18 protein-coding genes and 1 riboswitch are annotated in these 15,529 nt (G+C 41.0%); all 18 genes read right to left on the bottom strand.

Features of this window, described 5'->3' with window-relative positions; genetic code table 11:
• Positions 1–460, bottom strand: a 460-nt coding sequence (locus ACPLOV_RS10070; protein ID WP_424911110.1) for a low molecular weight protein arginine phosphatase, incomplete at its 3' end; no start/stop codon positions are given.
• Between the two features lie 18 nt (positions 461–478).
• Positions 479–1,519, bottom strand: coding sequence for an L-threonylcarbamoyladenylate synthase (locus ACPLOV_RS10075; protein WP_424909211.1), 1,041 nt, complete (start codon positions 1,517–1,519; stop codon positions 479–481).
• 12 nt (positions 1,520–1,531) lie between these two features.
• Positions 1,532–2,059, bottom strand: a complete 528-nt coding sequence (locus tag ACPLOV_RS10080; protein WP_424909210.1) for a chromate transporter — start codon at positions 2,057–2,059, stop codon at positions 1,532–1,534.
• Positions 2,052–2,624, bottom strand: a complete 573-nt coding sequence (locus tag ACPLOV_RS10085; RefSeq protein ID WP_424909209.1) for a chromate transporter — start codon at positions 2,622–2,624, stop codon at positions 2,052–2,054. The genes ACPLOV_RS10080 and ACPLOV_RS10085 overlap by 8 nt, the downstream gene beginning before the upstream one ends.
• 10 nt (positions 2,625–2,634) lie before the next feature.
• Positions 2,635–3,498 carry a peptide chain release factor N(5)-glutamine methyltransferase gene (gene prmC, locus ACPLOV_RS10090; protein ID WP_424911111.1) on the bottom strand — a complete coding sequence of 288 codons (864 nt, stop codon included), beginning with the start codon at positions 3,496–3,498 and terminating at the stop codon, positions 2,635–2,637.
• Between the two features lie 12 nt (positions 3,499–3,510).
• Positions 3,511–4,581 (bottom strand): peptide chain release factor 1, encoded by a 1,071-nt coding sequence (gene prfA / locus ACPLOV_RS10095; RefSeq protein ID WP_424909207.1) that lies wholly within the window; start codon positions 4,579–4,581, stop codon positions 3,511–3,513.
• A 12-nt stretch (positions 4,582–4,593) separates the two neighbouring features.
• Positions 4,594–5,445 carry a DUF1385 domain-containing protein gene (locus ACPLOV_RS10100; protein WP_424911112.1) on the bottom strand — a complete coding sequence of 284 codons (852 nt, stop codon included), beginning with the start codon at positions 5,443–5,445 and terminating at the stop codon, positions 4,594–4,596.
• Positions 5,446–5,503: 58 nt separating this feature from the next.
• Positions 5,504–5,713: a 50S ribosomal protein L31 gene (rpmE, locus tag ACPLOV_RS10105; RefSeq protein ID WP_068748764.1), complete on the bottom strand. Its 210-nt coding sequence runs from the start codon at positions 5,711–5,713 to the stop codon at positions 5,504–5,506.
• A gap of 116 nt (positions 5,714–5,829) precedes the next feature.
• Positions 5,830–6,816 (bottom strand): AmmeMemoRadiSam system radical SAM enzyme, encoded by a 987-nt coding sequence (amrS, locus tag ACPLOV_RS10110; protein ID WP_424909205.1) that lies wholly within the window; start codon positions 6,814–6,816, stop codon positions 5,830–5,832.
• 19 nt (positions 6,817–6,835) lie between these two features.
• Positions 6,836–8,233: an AmmeMemoRadiSam system protein A gene (gene amrA, locus ACPLOV_RS10115; RefSeq protein ID WP_424909204.1), complete on the bottom strand. Its 1,398-nt coding sequence runs from the start codon at positions 8,231–8,233 to the stop codon at positions 6,836–6,838.
• Positions 8,234–8,352: 119 nt separating this feature from the next.
• On the bottom strand, positions 8,353–9,333 hold the full coding sequence (locus ACPLOV_RS10120) for a cation diffusion facilitator family transporter (RefSeq protein ID WP_424909203.1): 981 nt from the start codon (positions 9,331–9,333) through the stop codon (positions 8,353–8,355).
• Between the two features lie 38 nt (positions 9,334–9,371).
• Positions 9,372–9,441: riboswitch (NiCo riboswitch) on the bottom strand.
• Positions 9,442–9,596: 155 nt separating this feature from the next.
• Entirely contained in the window at positions 9,597–10,679 is a 1,083-nt protein-coding gene (locus ACPLOV_RS10125) for an NAD(P)H-binding protein (RefSeq protein ID WP_424909202.1), read from the bottom strand.
• 40 nt (positions 10,680–10,719) lie between these two features.
• Complete coding sequence (locus ACPLOV_RS10130) at positions 10,720–11,622, bottom strand: quinate 5-dehydrogenase (RefSeq protein ID WP_424909201.1); 903 nt, start codon at positions 11,620–11,622, stop codon at positions 10,720–10,722.
• A 3-nt stretch (positions 11,623–11,625) separates the two neighbouring features.
• Positions 11,626–12,153 carry a helix-turn-helix domain-containing protein gene (locus ACPLOV_RS10135; protein ID WP_424909200.1) on the bottom strand — a complete coding sequence of 176 codons (528 nt, stop codon included), beginning with the start codon at positions 12,151–12,153 and terminating at the stop codon, positions 11,626–11,628.
• A 96-nt stretch (positions 12,154–12,249) separates the two neighbouring features.
• Complete coding sequence (locus ACPLOV_RS10140) at positions 12,250–13,212, bottom strand: hypothetical protein (RefSeq protein ID WP_424909199.1); 963 nt, start codon at positions 13,210–13,212, stop codon at positions 12,250–12,252.
• Between the two features lie 3 nt (positions 13,213–13,215).
• A complete protein-coding gene (dusB, locus tag ACPLOV_RS10145) occupies positions 13,216–14,181 on the bottom strand; it encodes a tRNA dihydrouridine synthase DusB (protein WP_424909198.1) in 966 nt (321 codons plus the stop codon).
• Positions 14,165–14,932 (bottom strand): type III pantothenate kinase, encoded by a 768-nt coding sequence (locus ACPLOV_RS10150; RefSeq protein ID WP_424909197.1) that lies wholly within the window; start codon positions 14,930–14,932, stop codon positions 14,165–14,167. The genes dusB and ACPLOV_RS10150 overlap by 17 nt, the downstream gene beginning before the upstream one ends.
• A 4-nt stretch (positions 14,933–14,936) precedes the next feature.
• Positions 14,937–15,443, bottom strand: coding sequence for an ECF transporter S component (locus ACPLOV_RS10155; protein WP_424911113.1), 507 nt, complete (start codon positions 15,441–15,443; stop codon positions 14,937–14,939).
• Positions 15,444–15,529: the final 86 nt, after the last annotated feature.

The following is a 15,529-nucleotide window of genomic DNA, read 5'->3' on the forward strand; positions in this document are numbered from 1 at the left end:
ATTTTATCGTTTTTTGTTCAATCCTTTCGATAAGTTTTTGCAAATTATTCCACAGTTCATCGGCTACTTTTTTATAGGTTTCTATCCCCATCCCGTAGGGATCCTCTATGTCGTCAAATTCTCCCTCATTTATAAATTCTGTCAGAACAAAAACCCTGCCTTTTAATTTGGGAAAATTATTAAGTATATAATCCCTCTGGCTTTTCGTCATTGTTAGAATGAGATCCGCATTAAGCAAATTCTCCCTGAGCTTTTTAGCCCTGTGGCCGCTCAGGTCTATTCCCCTTTCTTTTAATACCTGGATGGCTTCTGAAGAGGCCGGCATTCCATCTACCGCAGCTATCCCGCAGGAATCTATCTCGATCTTTTTTCCCTTTTCCTCCGCCAGCTTTTTAAATAATGCAGCGGCCATGCTGCTTCTGCACGTATTGCCGGTGCAGACAAATAAAACCTTAAGCATTAAATCCTTTGCCTCCTTTTAAACCGAAATTATTTTATATCCTGAAGCTCTCTTCAACCTGTTCATGACCGCAAGACCCAGTCCTTTTTCGGGTATGCCTTCAGCAAGGATTATATCCATTCCCATCCTGTCAAACCTTCTCAATAAGGAAAACAGGTTTGAAGAAATGGTAAGCGGTGCATCTCTATCCCCTGCTGAAAGAACGTTTCCTTGCAGGTATTCCCCTCTCGTTTGCGCAGTTGCAAGGATACCCACCTTTAAACCCTTTTTCTCAAACTCTAACGCTAATTCTTTTATTTTTTTTACCTGTTCCTTTTTATCCCCCACCACCAGGTATACTTCCGCCCGGGGAGAATAATGCCTGTACTTAAGGCCCGGAGACCTGGGCTTTTCACCCTCTTTTACATTTTCTTCTAAATGCACATGCCCCAGAACCTCTTTTAGTTCTTCCCTGGTAACTCCTCCCGGCCTTAAGATTACCGGTACATTGCCGGTAAGGTCTAATACCGTGGATTCCACTCCGAACTTTGAATGACCACCATCTATTACCGCATCTATCCTCCCCTTCATGTCTTCCATTACATCCTGAGCGTTGGTGGGGCTGGGCTTTCCCGATAAATTTGCGCTGGGCGCTGCTATGGGTACCCCTGATTCCCTGATTAATAGCCTTGCTACTGCATGGTCGGGCATTCTGACCGCCACGGTATCAAGTCCACCCGTAGTTTTATACGGCACCCTGTCGCTTTTTTCAAATATTATCGTAAGAGGGCCGGGCCAGAATTTTTCTATTAATTCATAGGCTTTTGCGGGTACATTTTTGGCGAGCAAAGAAAGTTCTTTAACCTCTTGAATGTGAACTATCAACGGATTATCCTGAGGCCGGTTTTTTGCCCTGTATATCTTCACTGCAGATTCTTCGTCCAAGGCATTGGCACCAAGGCCGTAAACGGTTTCTGTGGGAAAGGCCACAAGTCCCCCTCTTTTTATTATCTCTGCCGCTAATCTAATTTTTTCAATTTCCGGATTGTTTTCATCTACTTTTATGTATAAGGTTTCCATTATTATCCCCTCTTACCTGTACATTAAAACACCGAGCAAGGCTGAGAAAAATATTACCGCTATGGGATTAGCTTTTAATAAGTATATGCCGGCAAAAGTTATTGCAGCAATTGTAAACTCTTTTATTCCAGTAATGGAATTTCTTCCGATATTGATTGCGGCCTGCAATATCAAAGCTATTACCACCGGTCTAATAGCCTGAAAAAAATACTCCACTGCCTTTATTTGGCTCCTGTACTTTTTTATTATGTACGCGAGAAAAAGAATTATTATAAAGGAAGGCATTGCAACCCCCAGTGTGGCAAATGCCGAACCCAAAACCCCTTTCACCTTGTATCCTACGAAGGTAGCTGCATTTACCGAAATAGGCCCTGGCGTTACCTGGGAGATGGCCAGTACATCCATAAATTCCTTGAAATTCAGCCATTTATTTATTTCCACCACTTCTTTTTGAATCAGGGGAAGCATTGCATAGCCCCCTCCGAATCCAAAAAGCCCTACTTTAAAAAAAGCTAAAAAAAGTTTAATATAGTCAAGCATTTTTCTTCATCCTTTTTGCATCTTTATATAACCCTCTAAATACCCCGATAAGTCCAAAAACCAGTATCAAAATCCCGGGATATACGTTTACAAACGTTAGCAAACTTAAGCTCATTATAAAAATAACATAGGATGGGTAATCTTTCAAAGCCTTTTTCCACAATGAAAAGGCGGCAGATAATATCAGTATAAAAATTGATGGATATACCCCTTTTAAAGCTTTATTAAAATAGGTAATTTCTCTTACTTCTCTGTAAAAATAAGCGATAAAAAGGATGGTTAAAAACGAAGGTAGAATGGTCCCAAAAAGGGCAAAAAGCGCTCCCGTCAATCCCCCGAGTTTATAGCCTATGTACACCGAAGTGTTAATTGCCACTGCACCGGGTACTGACTGAGAAACTGCTATAATATCAAGAAACTCTTCTTCCTTCAGCCATTTATTTTTTTCCACCATTTCCACCTTCATCAAAGGGATCATGGCATAACCTCCACCCAAGGTGAAGGCACCTATCTTAAAAAAAGCCATAAACATTTTTACAAAAAAACTTAATCTTCCCCTGAGCATCGCCTACCCCCTAACTTAAAGAAGCTATAATAACCCTGTCCAGCCCGGCGAGATCTTTTTTTACCCTCAGGTTTTCTATGCCCTTTGATTTGAAAATTTTCATTACTTCATAAGCCTGTTTTTCCCCGATTTCAAATATAATAAACCCTCCGGGCTTCAAAAATTTCCTGCTGCCTTCTATTATTTTTCGATAAAAATAAAGCCCATCAGGACCGCCGTTTAAAGCGATCCCGGGCTCATATTTAACGTCTAAGGGTAAATAATTTAATTCTTTTTCAGGAATATACGGAGGATTAGAAACCACTATATCCAAATCCAAAATATTATTTTCAAAATAAGGTTCCCAGAGGTCCCCTTTCAAAAAAACAACCCTATCCTCTACATTATGTCTTTTTGCGTTTTCCCGTGCAACTTCTAAAGATAGCTCCGTAATATCCGAAGCATAACAGAAAACGTTATTCAAATTATAGGCTATGGAAATGGCTATGGCTCCACTCCCCGTACATAAATCCGCAATTTTCACCAAAGAGTCCTTGCCGTAATTGGTCCGTACGATATTTATCGCTTCTTCCACCAGAAGTTCGGTTTCGGGTCGGGGAATAAGAACCCCCTCTTTGACAAAAAAATCTAAGGAATAAAATTCCTTGCTGGTAGTAATATAGGCTACGGGATAATGCCTTTCGCGCAGGGAAATTTTTTTTAAAAAGTTATTGAGTTCATCTTCGGATAACTCGTATTCGGGATAGGAAAAAATAAATTCCCTGTTTTTCGAAATTACATGGGCTAAAATAACTTCCGCATCCAAAAAGGCTGATTCTATTTTCTTTTCCATTAGTAGCTCTCTTCCCCTTTTCAGAGCATCCCGCAACCTCATCGTCAATACCCCTTACTCTTCGGATTGGGCGAGTTTTCTCGCCTGTTCTTCGGCAATTAAGCTCTCTATAATTTCATCCAGTTCTCCATCCAGTATGCTTTCCAGCTTATGCAGGGTAAGTCCAATTCTGTGATCCGTTACCCTGCCTTGAGGGAAATTATAAGTTCGGATTCTTTCACTTCTATCTCCTGTGCCTACCTGGCTCCTCCTGCTTTCTGCAATTTTCTGGTCCTGTTCCTGTTTTTTCATCTCCAGGAGTTTGGCTCTTAATATCTTCATGGCTTTTTCTCTATTTTTTAACTGCGACCTTTCATCCTGGCAGGTAACAACTATGCCCGTAGGAAAATGGGTTATTCTAACCGCCGAATCCGTGGTATTTACCGATTGTCCGCCGTGCCCCGAAGACCTGAATACATCAACCCTTATATCCTGAGGATTAATCTCCACATCCACCTCTTCCGCTTCGGGCAGCACCGCCACGGTGGCGGTGGAAGTATGGATTCTGCCTCCGGCCTCGGTTACCGGTATTCTCTGCACCCTGTGTACCCCGGATTCAAACTTCAATTTGCTGTAAGCCCCTTTTCCTATTATTTCAAAAACCACTTCCTTAAATCCGCCGAGCTCCGTGGGGCTCGTGCTCATCAGCTCTACCTTCCATCCCTGACGTTCCGCGTAGCGGGTATACATTCTGTAAAGGTCTGCTGCAAAAAGGGCCGCTTCTTCTCCTCCGGCTCCTGCTCTGATTTCCATAATTACATCCTTTTCGTCATTAGGATCCTTAGGAAGCAGCATTATCCTCAATTTTTCCTTTAATTCCCTTTCCTTTTCCTCCAATCTGTCCATTTCGGCTCTTAAAAATTCTTCCATTTCTTTATCCTTTTCCGTTTTTAAAAGCTCTTTGGCCTCTTCAATTTCTTTAACTACACTTTTGTATTCTTTATAACAGTTTACTATTTCTTCTAAAGACGCATGTTCCTTGGCAAGAGCCCTCCATTCTTCCTGTTTTGCTATTATCTGAGGGTCGCTGATTTTTTCCGTTAATTCTTCATATCTTTTTAAGAGTCCTTCCAATTTTTCTATCAAAAGTTTTCCCTCCTATATTACGCACTTTAAGGCTTCCAATGCCACTTCTATTTGAGAGTCATCGGGTTGCCTTGTGGTCAAAAGCTGTAACCACATGCCCGGAAGGCTGAAAAGCTTTGCGATTTTAGAATCGCTCCTTCCAGCAAACCTGATAAACTCGTAGGAAATTCCGGCTACCAAAGGAAAAAGCAGAATCCTGGAAATAATTCTAAAAAGAATACCCGGCCATCCCAGAAAAGAAAATAGCAAAATACTCACGATCATTACTATTAATAAAAAACTGGTGCCGCAACGGGGGTGAAGAGTTTTATACTTTTTGGCATTTTCCACCGTTAACGGGTCTCCGTTTTCATAGCAGTGCACCGCCATATGTTCGGCGCCGTGGTATTCAAAAAACCTTTTAATATCCTTCATTATGGAAATTGAAAAAATATAGAAAAAGAATATTGATATTCTGATTAGACCTTCAATTAAGTTTAATATAACGGGATTTTTAACACCCTTCTCGAAAAATTTTATTAAAAAGGTTGGCAATACGATAAAAAGGGCGACGGCAAAACCCACAGCCATAATAACGGAAAGTGCTATATCTTTTGATGTGAGCTTATATTCTTCCTCTTCCACCACACTGGCAGAGTAGGTAAGGGCATTAATCCCTATGACCAGCATTTCAATCAGGGCCAGAGCTCCCCTTATCACAGGTAATCTAAAAAAAGGATGTCTTTTTTGCAGGGAATAATTTTCTTCTTTTTTCACCACTATATCCTTGCCCTTCCGAACCGCAATGGCCGTGTACTTAGGCCCTCTCATCATAACGCCTTCGATAACTGCCTGTCCCCCTATGGATGGTTTGGCTATTTTCATTTTATTTTCCCCTTTTCCCCAATATATGAATAAAGGTTAGAGCGTACACTCTAACCGTTTATTCTTCGTCTTTTATACCAAATCTCTTCTTAAATCTCTCTACGCGGCCGCCGGTATCCACAAGCTTTTGTTTGCCGGTGAAAAACGGATGGCACTTGGAGCAGATTTCCACATGAATTTCGGGTTTTGTTGAACCGGTCTCAAAAGTTTCACCGCATGCACATTTTACAACTGCCCTGTAGTACTTTGGATGAATTCCTTCTTTCACCTTTCTCACCTCTGCCTTTTGTGTCTTTATGTTAAAGCTATAAATTACCCTTGATATTATAGCACAGGTTTATTTTTAAAACAAGTAATTATTTAAAATATCCGGTATCTTTTTTCTTACATTACGATATCCAATTTTTCATGGCATTTTTCGCAAACATCCCCTTTTATTAATTTCCTTATATTATAATAATTTCTTTTTATCAGAGGCGCTCCGCATTTTTTGCAGTAGGTGGTGCTGCCCTCTTCGTCGTCAATATTCCCCGTATATACATAATACAGGAAATTTTTGGCTATCTGCCTTGCCCTTTTTACCCTTTCCACGGGAGTAGGGGGCAAATTCAGTTTGTAGTTTGGAAAATACTTAGAGAAATGAAGGGGTATCCTCTTGTCTATGGAGGAAAGCCAGAGGGCAAGACGTTCTATTTCGTCATCTTCGTCGTTCAAGCCCGGTATAAGAAGTGTCGTAATTTCCACATGGCAGAATTCCTTACTTATCTCAATGGTCCTCAGTACTCCGGACAATTTTCCAGCAGTGATATCCCTGTAAAAGTCCTCTTTAAAGGCTTTAAGGTCGATATTCATAGCATCTATATAAGGCAGAATTTCCCTCAAAGGTTTTTCTTCAATAAAACCGTTGGTCACCAGCACATTTTTTAAGCCCCTCTCTTTTGATATCCTGACCACATCGTACACATATTCGTACCAGATGGTAGGCTCGTTGTAAGTAAAGGCAATCCCTAAGTTGTCCTTTTGAGACTCTGCTATTTCCACAAGTTTATACGGGCTGACCTCCTGGGTTGGCACCTGTGTAATCTGAGCGATCTGCCAGTTTTGACAGAATTTACACCGAAAGTTACATCCAAAACTTCCAACGGAAAATATTAAACTGCCCGGGTAAAAATGGTAGAGGGGCTTTTTTTCTATGGGATCCAAAGCCCATGAGGATACTTTTTCGTAATTAGTTGTATACAAAATACCATCCATATTTTTTCTTACCCTGCATATTCCGAAATTGCCGTTTTTAATCCGGCATCCGTGGGGGCATAGACCGCAAACGACCAGATCCCCTTCCAGCTTTTTATAAAACATGGCCTCTTTCATTTTTTGTCCCTTCTTTTCATTAAAGATGTCTTTCCACTTCAAACCTCTCAATCTCATACTCTTCTTTTGGGGAGATTCCAGCCTTCCTCAAAGCGATCTCTAACTGTTCTTCCACCGTATCTATTCCTTCCAGGTCGGGAAGTAAAAGCCCCGTTCTTTTCCCCTTTCTTACTATAACCCCGTATTTTTTAGGATCCAGTTCCTCCTTCGATTTTATCTTCTCGGGTGGCATCAAAACATCCACCGAGTAGGTAAGATCGGGGAGCTCTTCTTCCTCCACGGGGAAAAACCTGGGGTCTTCACATCCGGCGCTAATCGCATTTTGTATAATCTCCTCGGCTATATTTTTCCTGGTGGGAAAAATGGTTCCTATACATCCCCTCAACTGTCCGTGTTTTTTTATGGAAACAAATACCCCCGCTCTTTGAGTTAACATTTCTTCGGGAAGCCCTTCCGGAACATCAATAATTTTTCCCGTCTTTACGTAAGTCTCAACGGTCTTTCTTGCCAGGCTAACATAAGGGTCTTCCTTTTGCCTTCTTTTTTCCACTTCTTTCATCCGTTTATCGTAAAGTTCTTTTAATTTGCTCTCCCCTTCCCCGAGAGGCAGGAACCTCGCAACACAGTACCCCACCCCAAAGGGCCCTTCATAGGAAAGCACCTTTGGTTCTACCTTGAGACCATCAAGACTTCCCAGCATAATCCAGATTGACCTCAATCCGCATTCGCCGGCCTTTTCAATGAGGCTTAAATCCATGCTGTGAAGGCCTTCAATATCAAAATTTTGCAGGTGCTTGACCAGTGTTTCATCAAATAACCTTCCCTTCGGGGTAAAACCCGCCGGAGCATTGGGAGTAAGCCTGTGGGAAAGGTCGCCGCTCGCTATAACCACAATCTTTTTACCGGTGATCTCTGCTGCTTCTTTTATAACGCTCCCAAATTTATAAAGGTCTTCATAGGGCAAAAGCCCAAAAGACATTACAACCAATTTAAATTCCTTACAATATTTGGACACAAAGTAGAGCGGAACAAGAACTCCGTGATCGAGTTCCTCCCTTACACCGAATTTCCTTAGAGGAATTTCGGAGGACTTTACAGCCGAAATATTGTTCTTTTTGGCACCCTTTATTATTTCTTCCTTTAATATTTCGTCCTGTTTAAATTCCATTTTTATATTGGGTGCTCCGAAATCGGAAAAATCTCCCTTTAAAGGGAAATCGTAAACAAAAATGGCATCCTGAAAAACCGGACCGTGGGGTGATATCAGTACGATGCAATCGGGGTTAAAGTGTTCTATTTCCATTCCTACAAAACAAGCCGCTTCAACAGTTTTTATTATTTTTTCCGTCTGGCTTTTACCAATTTCTTCTATCATTACGGGAGCATGGGGCATTAAATAACCTGCAATAATATTCATACCCTTATTAATTCCCATAATAGCTGGGGCCGGGATATTTGTATTCCGCCTGAAAAGGCTTAAAGATTCCCGGCAGGCGGTACTTCTTTAAGCCCTTTTTGATATTTCTAATATATATTTTAATCCAAATTTTCCCGGTTAGTATCATTTTTTATGTAAGAGGGTTCCACATGCACAGTGACATTGCAGTGAATTTTTTCTTCAATTTGCCGCTCGATTTTTTCTGATAATTCGTGGGCTTCAAAAAAGGTCAGTTCATGGTTTAACACCACATGCATGGATATTTCCTTATAGGCACCGTAGTCGTGGATAAAAACTTTGTGAACATCCACTACATGAGGGAATAAATATGCGGTCTCCTGAACTTCCTTAATCATCTCCTCCTGGGCAATTTCCCCTATTAATTTGGAGCAGGACTCATAAGCCATCGTAGCCCCCGTATAGATTATTAAAGCAGATACCAGAAAACCAAACACCGCATCTACTTTATAGTATCCGTATTTTGAACTTATTATGGCTACTGCCACCAGCACCGATGCTATGGCATCGGTCCTGTGGTGCCAGGCATCTGCGATCAAAGCCTGGGCCGAAATCCTGTTCCCCAGTTCTATGGAGAACCTGCTCATCCATTCCTTGAAAATTGCCGAAGCCAGCATAAAAAAAGCCACCAAGTAGCTTCCAGCTACCTTTTCGTTGGCTATAAACCTCTCGTAAGAGGATTTGCCAAATTCAAAACCCACAACGGTTAAAAGTAACGCTATCAGCAAAGAGGCCAGAAATTCTATCCTTCCATGCCCGTAAGGGTGCTTTTCATCCGGGGGCACGGCTGAGAATTTAAAACCCAAAAGCACCGCGACGGAGGTCAAAACGTCAGAAGCCGTATGAATGCCGTCCGCGATGAGAGAAATACTGTTTAAAATCATACCCAAAAGTATTTTTATTATTGAAAGAAAAAAATTCCCCGCTATACTAACCCAGCTCTCTAAATAGGCAATTTTTTTTCTTTCATCGGGTTTTGTGTACTTTTCTTTTGCCGGGTCAAGTTTTAATATCTTCAAAATTAAAAAGTCGGTAGTATTTTTTATAATCTTATCCAGCAACGAATTCACTCCTTCCCGTAAAAAAAGACTTGCAGGAGGTGAGTCCCGCAAGTCTTTCACTTGCTGCGCATAAAGCGCCCGGCTTTTAGCCTGTTCTCGTTGAATATAATTTTAACAGGCAGAAAAATCATTGTCAACGATATAATGTTTTTCAGTTAACAATGATTATCATTATTATTAGTAATTAATTTTTATCACATTTAAATTTGTTTTATCTTCATCACTGGGTTATTTTATGTTATACCAACAATGTTTATATTTATCTATAAAGTGCTTTTTAATTTTGCTTCCGCATTCCTTTTTACCTTTTCTATATGTTCCTTAGTGACAGGTCTTTCAAAGCTTCTGAATCCCGCCAGCTTAAACCCGTGCTTTTTGGCCAGCCTTGATATTTCTTCCACCTGTTCTACCGTTAAATCTCTTCCCAAACTGAAATTTTCATACCTTTTCTCCAGTGCTAAAATCATTGTCTCCGCCATACAGGCATAGGCGGTTTTGGGCTCAAAGCCAAAATTGAAATTAAAGTTAACATCACCGGGAACTTCTACGACCCCTCCTTCTATTATAAGAACATCATCCCGCTTTTCAGCAACCTCCTTTGATACATCCCTGGGCCTTGATACATCGCATACCACCGCTCCCGGCTTTAAATCTTCGGGTTCTATAATGGTATCAACACTGCTGGTTACGGTAATCACCACGTCGGCTTTTTTCAGGGCATTTTTAACATTGGAAGTAATTCTTGCCGAAAGACCCGTTTCCCTTAAAATCTTCTCCGCGACGGCCTCTAATTTCTCCGTATTTCTACCTACCAGGGTCAAATACCTTACCTCTTTTGCAAGAATTTCGGAGCATACCTTTCCTATGGAACCAGTGGCACCAATTACGACAACCTCCGCATTTTTTATATCCTTGCCCATCAATTTTGCAGCTTCCTTTGCTCCTTCTATTGCAGTGGCAACGGTATAACTGTTTCCCGAGGTTACGGCAATTTTTAAATTCTTTGCAATGGTAATACCGGCATCACCTACTACCGAAGTGAAGGCACCGAGGCCAACAATTTTAGCCCCCAGTTTTTCCGCTAATTTGCCGGCTTTTATTATTTTATTCAAAACAAAATTTTCCGGAAGGGTCATCATTTGCCGGGTGGTCAGAGGACAACCCACAAACCACCCTTCGATTTCATTATATTCGGATTTAACACCCGTTATATGGGATACTTTTACGGGAGGAAGTAACTTTAAAATACCTTCGATAAGATTATCCGGCCAGTTTTTCATGAATTTAAATTTCCTTGAAGCGTCATCCACATCTATGGGATGAATGATAAAAGCAAAATTATCCATAGGCTACACCTCTTTCTTTTTCTTATTAAAGACATTTATTTTAATTTAAAACCTCAATGCGAGGGAGAAATCCGATTTTTTCTAAAAGTTTTTCGTAATCCTGAGAGGTAACTTCTTCAATTTTTTTATTAAGCAGGGATACCAATACGGCTTCCATGACATTTGTTCCAAAGGACCTCCCCTGCAATTCGGGTGTCGTTGTAACGAGCATTTTTAAACCCCTATTTTTTAATGTTTCCACGTCCTCTTTTGTAACGGTATTGGTAATTATGGTCTTACCAGAAAGGTCGGGAGGCATATACCTTTTTATATAGAGGAAATCTCCGGCTATAATCTCGGCCCTGTCGAAAAACTTCTTGTACTTTACTGAATTTACCTCTTGTTTTTTCCCGGTAGGATATAGCATTTCAAAGGGGAGTCTTGATAAAACGGGCATTAAGATTCTGCTTAAAATATCAATTGTTTTTAAGGAATGCAAAGGTATCGGAATCCCCAGGGCAAAAATTAAATCTCCAAAGGTCATGTCCGCTCCTTTATTTACCAAAGCCTCAGCCATGCCGAACCTATCCGTTGCAGCTACCAAAAGCACTTTTTTGCCCTTGAAATCTATTATTCCGTTATCGTGCAGGTAATTTATCACCCTTCGCTCTAAGGTGTTTTTTAACCCTGAACCGTCCACTACCGGTGAAACCTTTGCTGCTTTTGCAAGTTCCGCCGCATCTTTTATTATATATCTTTTATTTCCTGCCCATAAATAAAGGTCTATCCCGCCGAGTCCAAAGGCGCTTACCCTGCCGTCCAATTGTTTTATTAATTCTACGGCTTTTTTCTTGTCCCCATCGGTTCCAATTCTCTCTATTATAAAGTCTTCCCCCAGGATATTTACTTGTGCCTTATGATTCCTTTTGGATGAACCAAGGCTCACGCTCACCACATGTTTCAACTTTTATGCCTCCTTTAAATTTTTTATTAAGGTTCTTAATTCCTCCTTATTAAAATACACATCCTCTTTCATCGGCGATTTCCCAATTTCTACAGCCACCACCTCGTTATCCAGCAGTGCTCTGAAAAGGCGTATCCTTTGGTCGGATCCGAGGATAATAACCGCATCCAGGCTTCTCACCTTTGAAATAATTTCCATAATCTCGTTTAAAAGCTCGATACCGCTTTTTTTATAGATAAACTCCCATCTTTCCCTGTCGTTCATCAAAAATACAAAATCCACTCCCTCTTTCTCCGCCACTTCCTTTAATTCTTCCACATTTAAAATAGGAAATCCTATAAGACCTATACTTTTACCTTTACGTAACTCCCCGAGGCTTTCGATTCTGGAAATAAAAGACCTGTCAATCCCCATTTTTTTTGCAACTTCCGATTGAGAAAGGCCTGATTGCCTTGCAATTAAAATATCCTCAATAGCTTTATTGATTTTACTTTTACTTATCAGTTTTTCTCCTATTCTTATGAGGTCCAAAATTTTTCACCTCTTTGTGCACAATTTTGTGCTCAATCCTATTTTATACCATTTTTTGCATTAAATCAATAAAAAAAACCGGCTTTTGATGCCGGTCTAATCCCAGGGCGATAAAGGAAATTTATTTAGAATCTTCTTTAAGCTTTCCATTTCCTCATGGGAATCATCATGTTTCATGCCTTTTTTCAAACCCTGAAGGGCTCTATTTTCCCTTGAGGTGGAAATTTCCATATCCCGAACCAATCGGGCAAGGGTTTTGTTCCTTGCCTGTTCCAAGGAATTCAAAAAGTTTTCTCCAGCCTTTAAATTTTTTATAAACTCTTCGGTCAGGTAAGTCGAGGCAAGGCTGGTAAGGGGATTGCCGCATATTCCGGTTTCCGTTACACCAAAAAACTCCGGAAGTCTATTTGCCATCCCTACCTCTATGGACCACTTCAATTCCCTTGTTTCCCTTTTCATGGAATTCATTAAAGTTTTTGCCGTACAGAGTCCATAGTTTCTAAGAGACCTTATTATCCCGTGCTCAATAGTATGCGCTTTTTCCGGCTCCACAAGACCTTTTAAATCTGCACTTATGAAAACCCTTTTCCCAAAAGAATAATCATATCCGTATATGGTAATATTTATGGATTTCCTATCACTTCCAAAGGTAGTGTATCCACCCTGCGGTTGCCATCCTGCGCCGCAAATCAGAGGAAATCCTTCCTCCCTTAGTTTATAAAAGTTTAAAATTTCTACATCCCTCGCAATTATCCCTTCCTTTGTAACCTCAAAACCTTTAGCCTTTCCTCTTTCCTGTCCTGCAATTTTTGCTATTAAACCGAACTTTTTTTGTCCGGCAGCGACTTCTTTTACCCATAAATCTTCAATTACCGCTACAATACCCACCGGATAAAAGGAATCGTCATCCTTCGAAAAAGGAAATAAGAAGATCTCTTTTCCCTTTCCCGCCATGGCCATCATACGTGAAAAATAGGGATCTACAAAAAAGCCGGTCAAAACCCCGCCTCCGGGTTTTGGCAGGACTCCATTTATTACGGGAAGTGCAAGAATATCCATTTTTTACCCCCTGATAAGAAAATCAAAGTAATTTTTTAGCTCCTTTTCAATTTCTGTTCTACTTTTAAGAGACAAAATTTTTGTTTTAACCTTTGTGGAATTGTAAAGTCCCTTCAAATACCACGCGACATGTTTTTTAAATTCCATTATCCCTGTTTTTTCTCCGTAAAATTCCACCGAAAGCTTCATATGCCAAAATATGATTTCCTTTTTCTCAAGAAGGGACAAAGGAGCAATTTTTTCCCCGCTTTTAAGATACTCTTTTATCATCTTGAAAATCCAGGGGGTGCCCAGGGCACCCCTTCCGATCATTATGCCATCGCATCCCGTTTCTTCTAACATTCTTTTTGCATCTTCCGGGGAAAATACATCCCCATTTCCTATAACCGGTATTTTCACCGCTTCCTTTACCTTTCGTATTATATCCCAGTCAGCTTTACCGCTGTAAAGCTGTTCTTTAGTCCTTCCGTGGATAATTATTGCCGAGGCTCCGCTCTCTTCGGCCATTTTCGAAAACTCTACTGCATTAATAATGTTATTATCCCATCCTTTTCGAATTTTAATGCTTACGGGTTTTTTTGTGGAGCTCACGCAGGACTTTATAATTGCCGAAGCCAGCGCTTCATCCAGCATCAAAGCACATCCATCTTTATTTTTTACAATTTTCGGCGCAGGGCATCCCATGTTAATATTTATAAAATCAAAGGGGATATTTTCAATTTTCCTTATTGCTTCAGAAAATACCAGAGGATCGCTACCAAAGAGCTGAACTCCGACAGGATGTTCATCCTCCTTAATCTCTAAAAGTTTAAAGGTTTTTTGGTCGTCGTATATTATCCCCTTTGAACTCACCATTTCGGTTATGAGTACATCGGCTCCAAAAAACTTGCATATTCTTCTAAAGGGTTGATCCGTAAAACCTGCCATAGGAGCTAAAAAAAGGGGAATGCTGCTACCGGTTTTTTTCATAAATTATTCTCAATCCTTCCAGTGTAAGCATTCCGTCTACCAGGTCTATTGTTTTTGTTTCTGAGGCTATCAGGGATGCCAATCCCCCTGTAGCAATAACTTTTATTCCCTGTTCCCCCATCTCGTCCTTCATCCGCTCCACAATATGGTCCACCAGACCGGCGTAACCATAAAAAATCCCCGCCTGCATGCTGGTGGTGGTGTTTTTGCCAATAACTCTGTCGGGCTTTGCTATTTCAATTCTGTGGAGTTTGGCCGCTCTCTGAAACAGGGCTTCTGCAGAAATTCCTATGCCCGGAGCAATAGCCCCTCCTAAATAATCAAAGTTTTCACTGACCGCGTCGAAAGTGGTGGCTGTGCCGAAATCCACCACTATTAACGGCCCTTTGTATTTATAATATGCTGCTACGGCATTGACTATCCTATCCGCTCCTACTTCCCGGGGGTTTTCGTATTTGATATTTATTCCGGTTTTTACTCCGGGCCCGATTATAAGAGGTGCCACGTTCAGGTATTTTTCGCACATTTTTTCGAATACCGGAGTCAAAGGAGGTACTACAGAAGAAATTACCGCACCGTCAAAATCTTTTTCCTCTATTCCGAATTCCCTGAGCAATGATAAAACCATTATACCGTATTCATCTTCGGTTTTTTCCCTGTCGGTGGATATTCTGAAATGATTTATTAATTTATCTTTAATAAATACCCCCAGGACCACATTCGTATTGCCAATATCCACGGCAAGAAGCATTACTTCACCTTCTTTTTTTGATACCTTTATAAATCAGGGCAGTTAGAACCATAGCCACTATTACCTCCGGCAACCCATGGGTAAGGGCTATGCCAGCTGCTACGGGAAAGGTAAGATACCCTTTAGCCACCGCGATGCCGAGAACACCAAAGGTGTTCGTCAGGGTTCCTACCGCAGCCGATAGGGCCACACTTTTTGTCAACCGGAAGCTAAGATAGGCTAAAACACCGATTAAGATCCTCGGCAAAATAGCAACCATAGGATCGGCAAAAAGCGGTGACCCTGCCCTCAAGAAGCTGTGAAGGCCGAAAATAAAACCTACAAAAGCTCCTACGACCGGTCCTTCCAGCAGCCCACCCAGTATAGCAGGAACATGCATAATCGTGGCATGCCCTGCCGCTGTCGGGACGGGTATAAATCCCAAGGGGGTGATGCCCAGTACTATGGAAATCGCCCCCAGGAGTCCCGACGTAGCTAAGATACGGGCTCTGCTCTTCCCTGAATTATTCATTTTTTCACCTCCGTTCAGGCTCCTTTAAAGGATGCCTGACCAATTTCATTTCAATTTTATCATGAAAAATTAAAAAAAATCAACCC

It is taken from the genome of Thermovenabulum sp., from assembly GCF_049723235.1.
GTDB lineage: Bacteria > Bacillota > Thermosediminibacteria > Thermosediminibacterales > Thermosediminibacteraceae > Thermovenabulum.

Coding starts and splice junctions, on each gene's coding strand:
- ACPLOV_RS10075 (WP_424909211.1), bottom strand. CDS start 1,519: ATGGAAACCTTATACATAAAAGTAGATGAAAACAATCCGGAAATTGAA.
- ACPLOV_RS10080 (WP_424909210.1), bottom strand. CDS start 2,059: ATGCTTGACTATATTAAACTTTTTTTAGCTTTTTTTAAAGTAGGGCTT.
- ACPLOV_RS10085 (WP_424909209.1), bottom strand. CDS start 2,624: ATGCTCAGGGGAAGATTAAGTTTTTTTGTAAAAATGTTTATGGCTTTT.
- prmC (WP_424911111.1), bottom strand. CDS start 3,498: ATGAGGTTGCGGGATGCTCTGAAAAGGGGAAGAGAGCTACTAATGGAA.
- ACPLOV_RS10100 (WP_424911112.1), bottom strand. CDS start 5,445: ATGAAAATAGCCAAACCATCCATAGGGGGACAGGCAGTTATCGAAGGC.
- amrS (WP_424909205.1), bottom strand. CDS start 6,816: ATGAAAGAGGCCATGTTTTATAAAAAGCTGGAAGGGGATCTGGTCGTT.
- amrA (WP_424909204.1), bottom strand. CDS start 8,233: ATGAATATTATTGCAGGTTATTTAATGCCCCATGCTCCCGTAATGATA.
- ACPLOV_RS10125 (WP_424909202.1), bottom strand. CDS start 10,679: ATGGATAATTTTGCTTTTATCATTCATCCCATAGATGTGGATGACGCT.
- ACPLOV_RS10140 (WP_424909199.1), bottom strand. CDS start 13,212: ATGGATATTCTTGCACTTCCCGTAATAAATGGAGTCCTGCCAAAACCC.
- dusB (WP_424909198.1), bottom strand. CDS start 14,181: ATGAAAAAAACCGGTAGCAGCATTCCCCTTTTTTTAGCTCCTATGGCA.
- ACPLOV_RS10150 (WP_424909197.1), bottom strand. CDS start 14,932: ATGCTTCTTGCCGTGGATATTGGCAATACGAATGTGGTCCTGGGGGTA.
- ACPLOV_RS10155 (WP_424911113.1), bottom strand. CDS start 15,443: ATGAATAATTCAGGGAAGAGCAGAGCCCGTATCTTAGCTACGTCGGGA.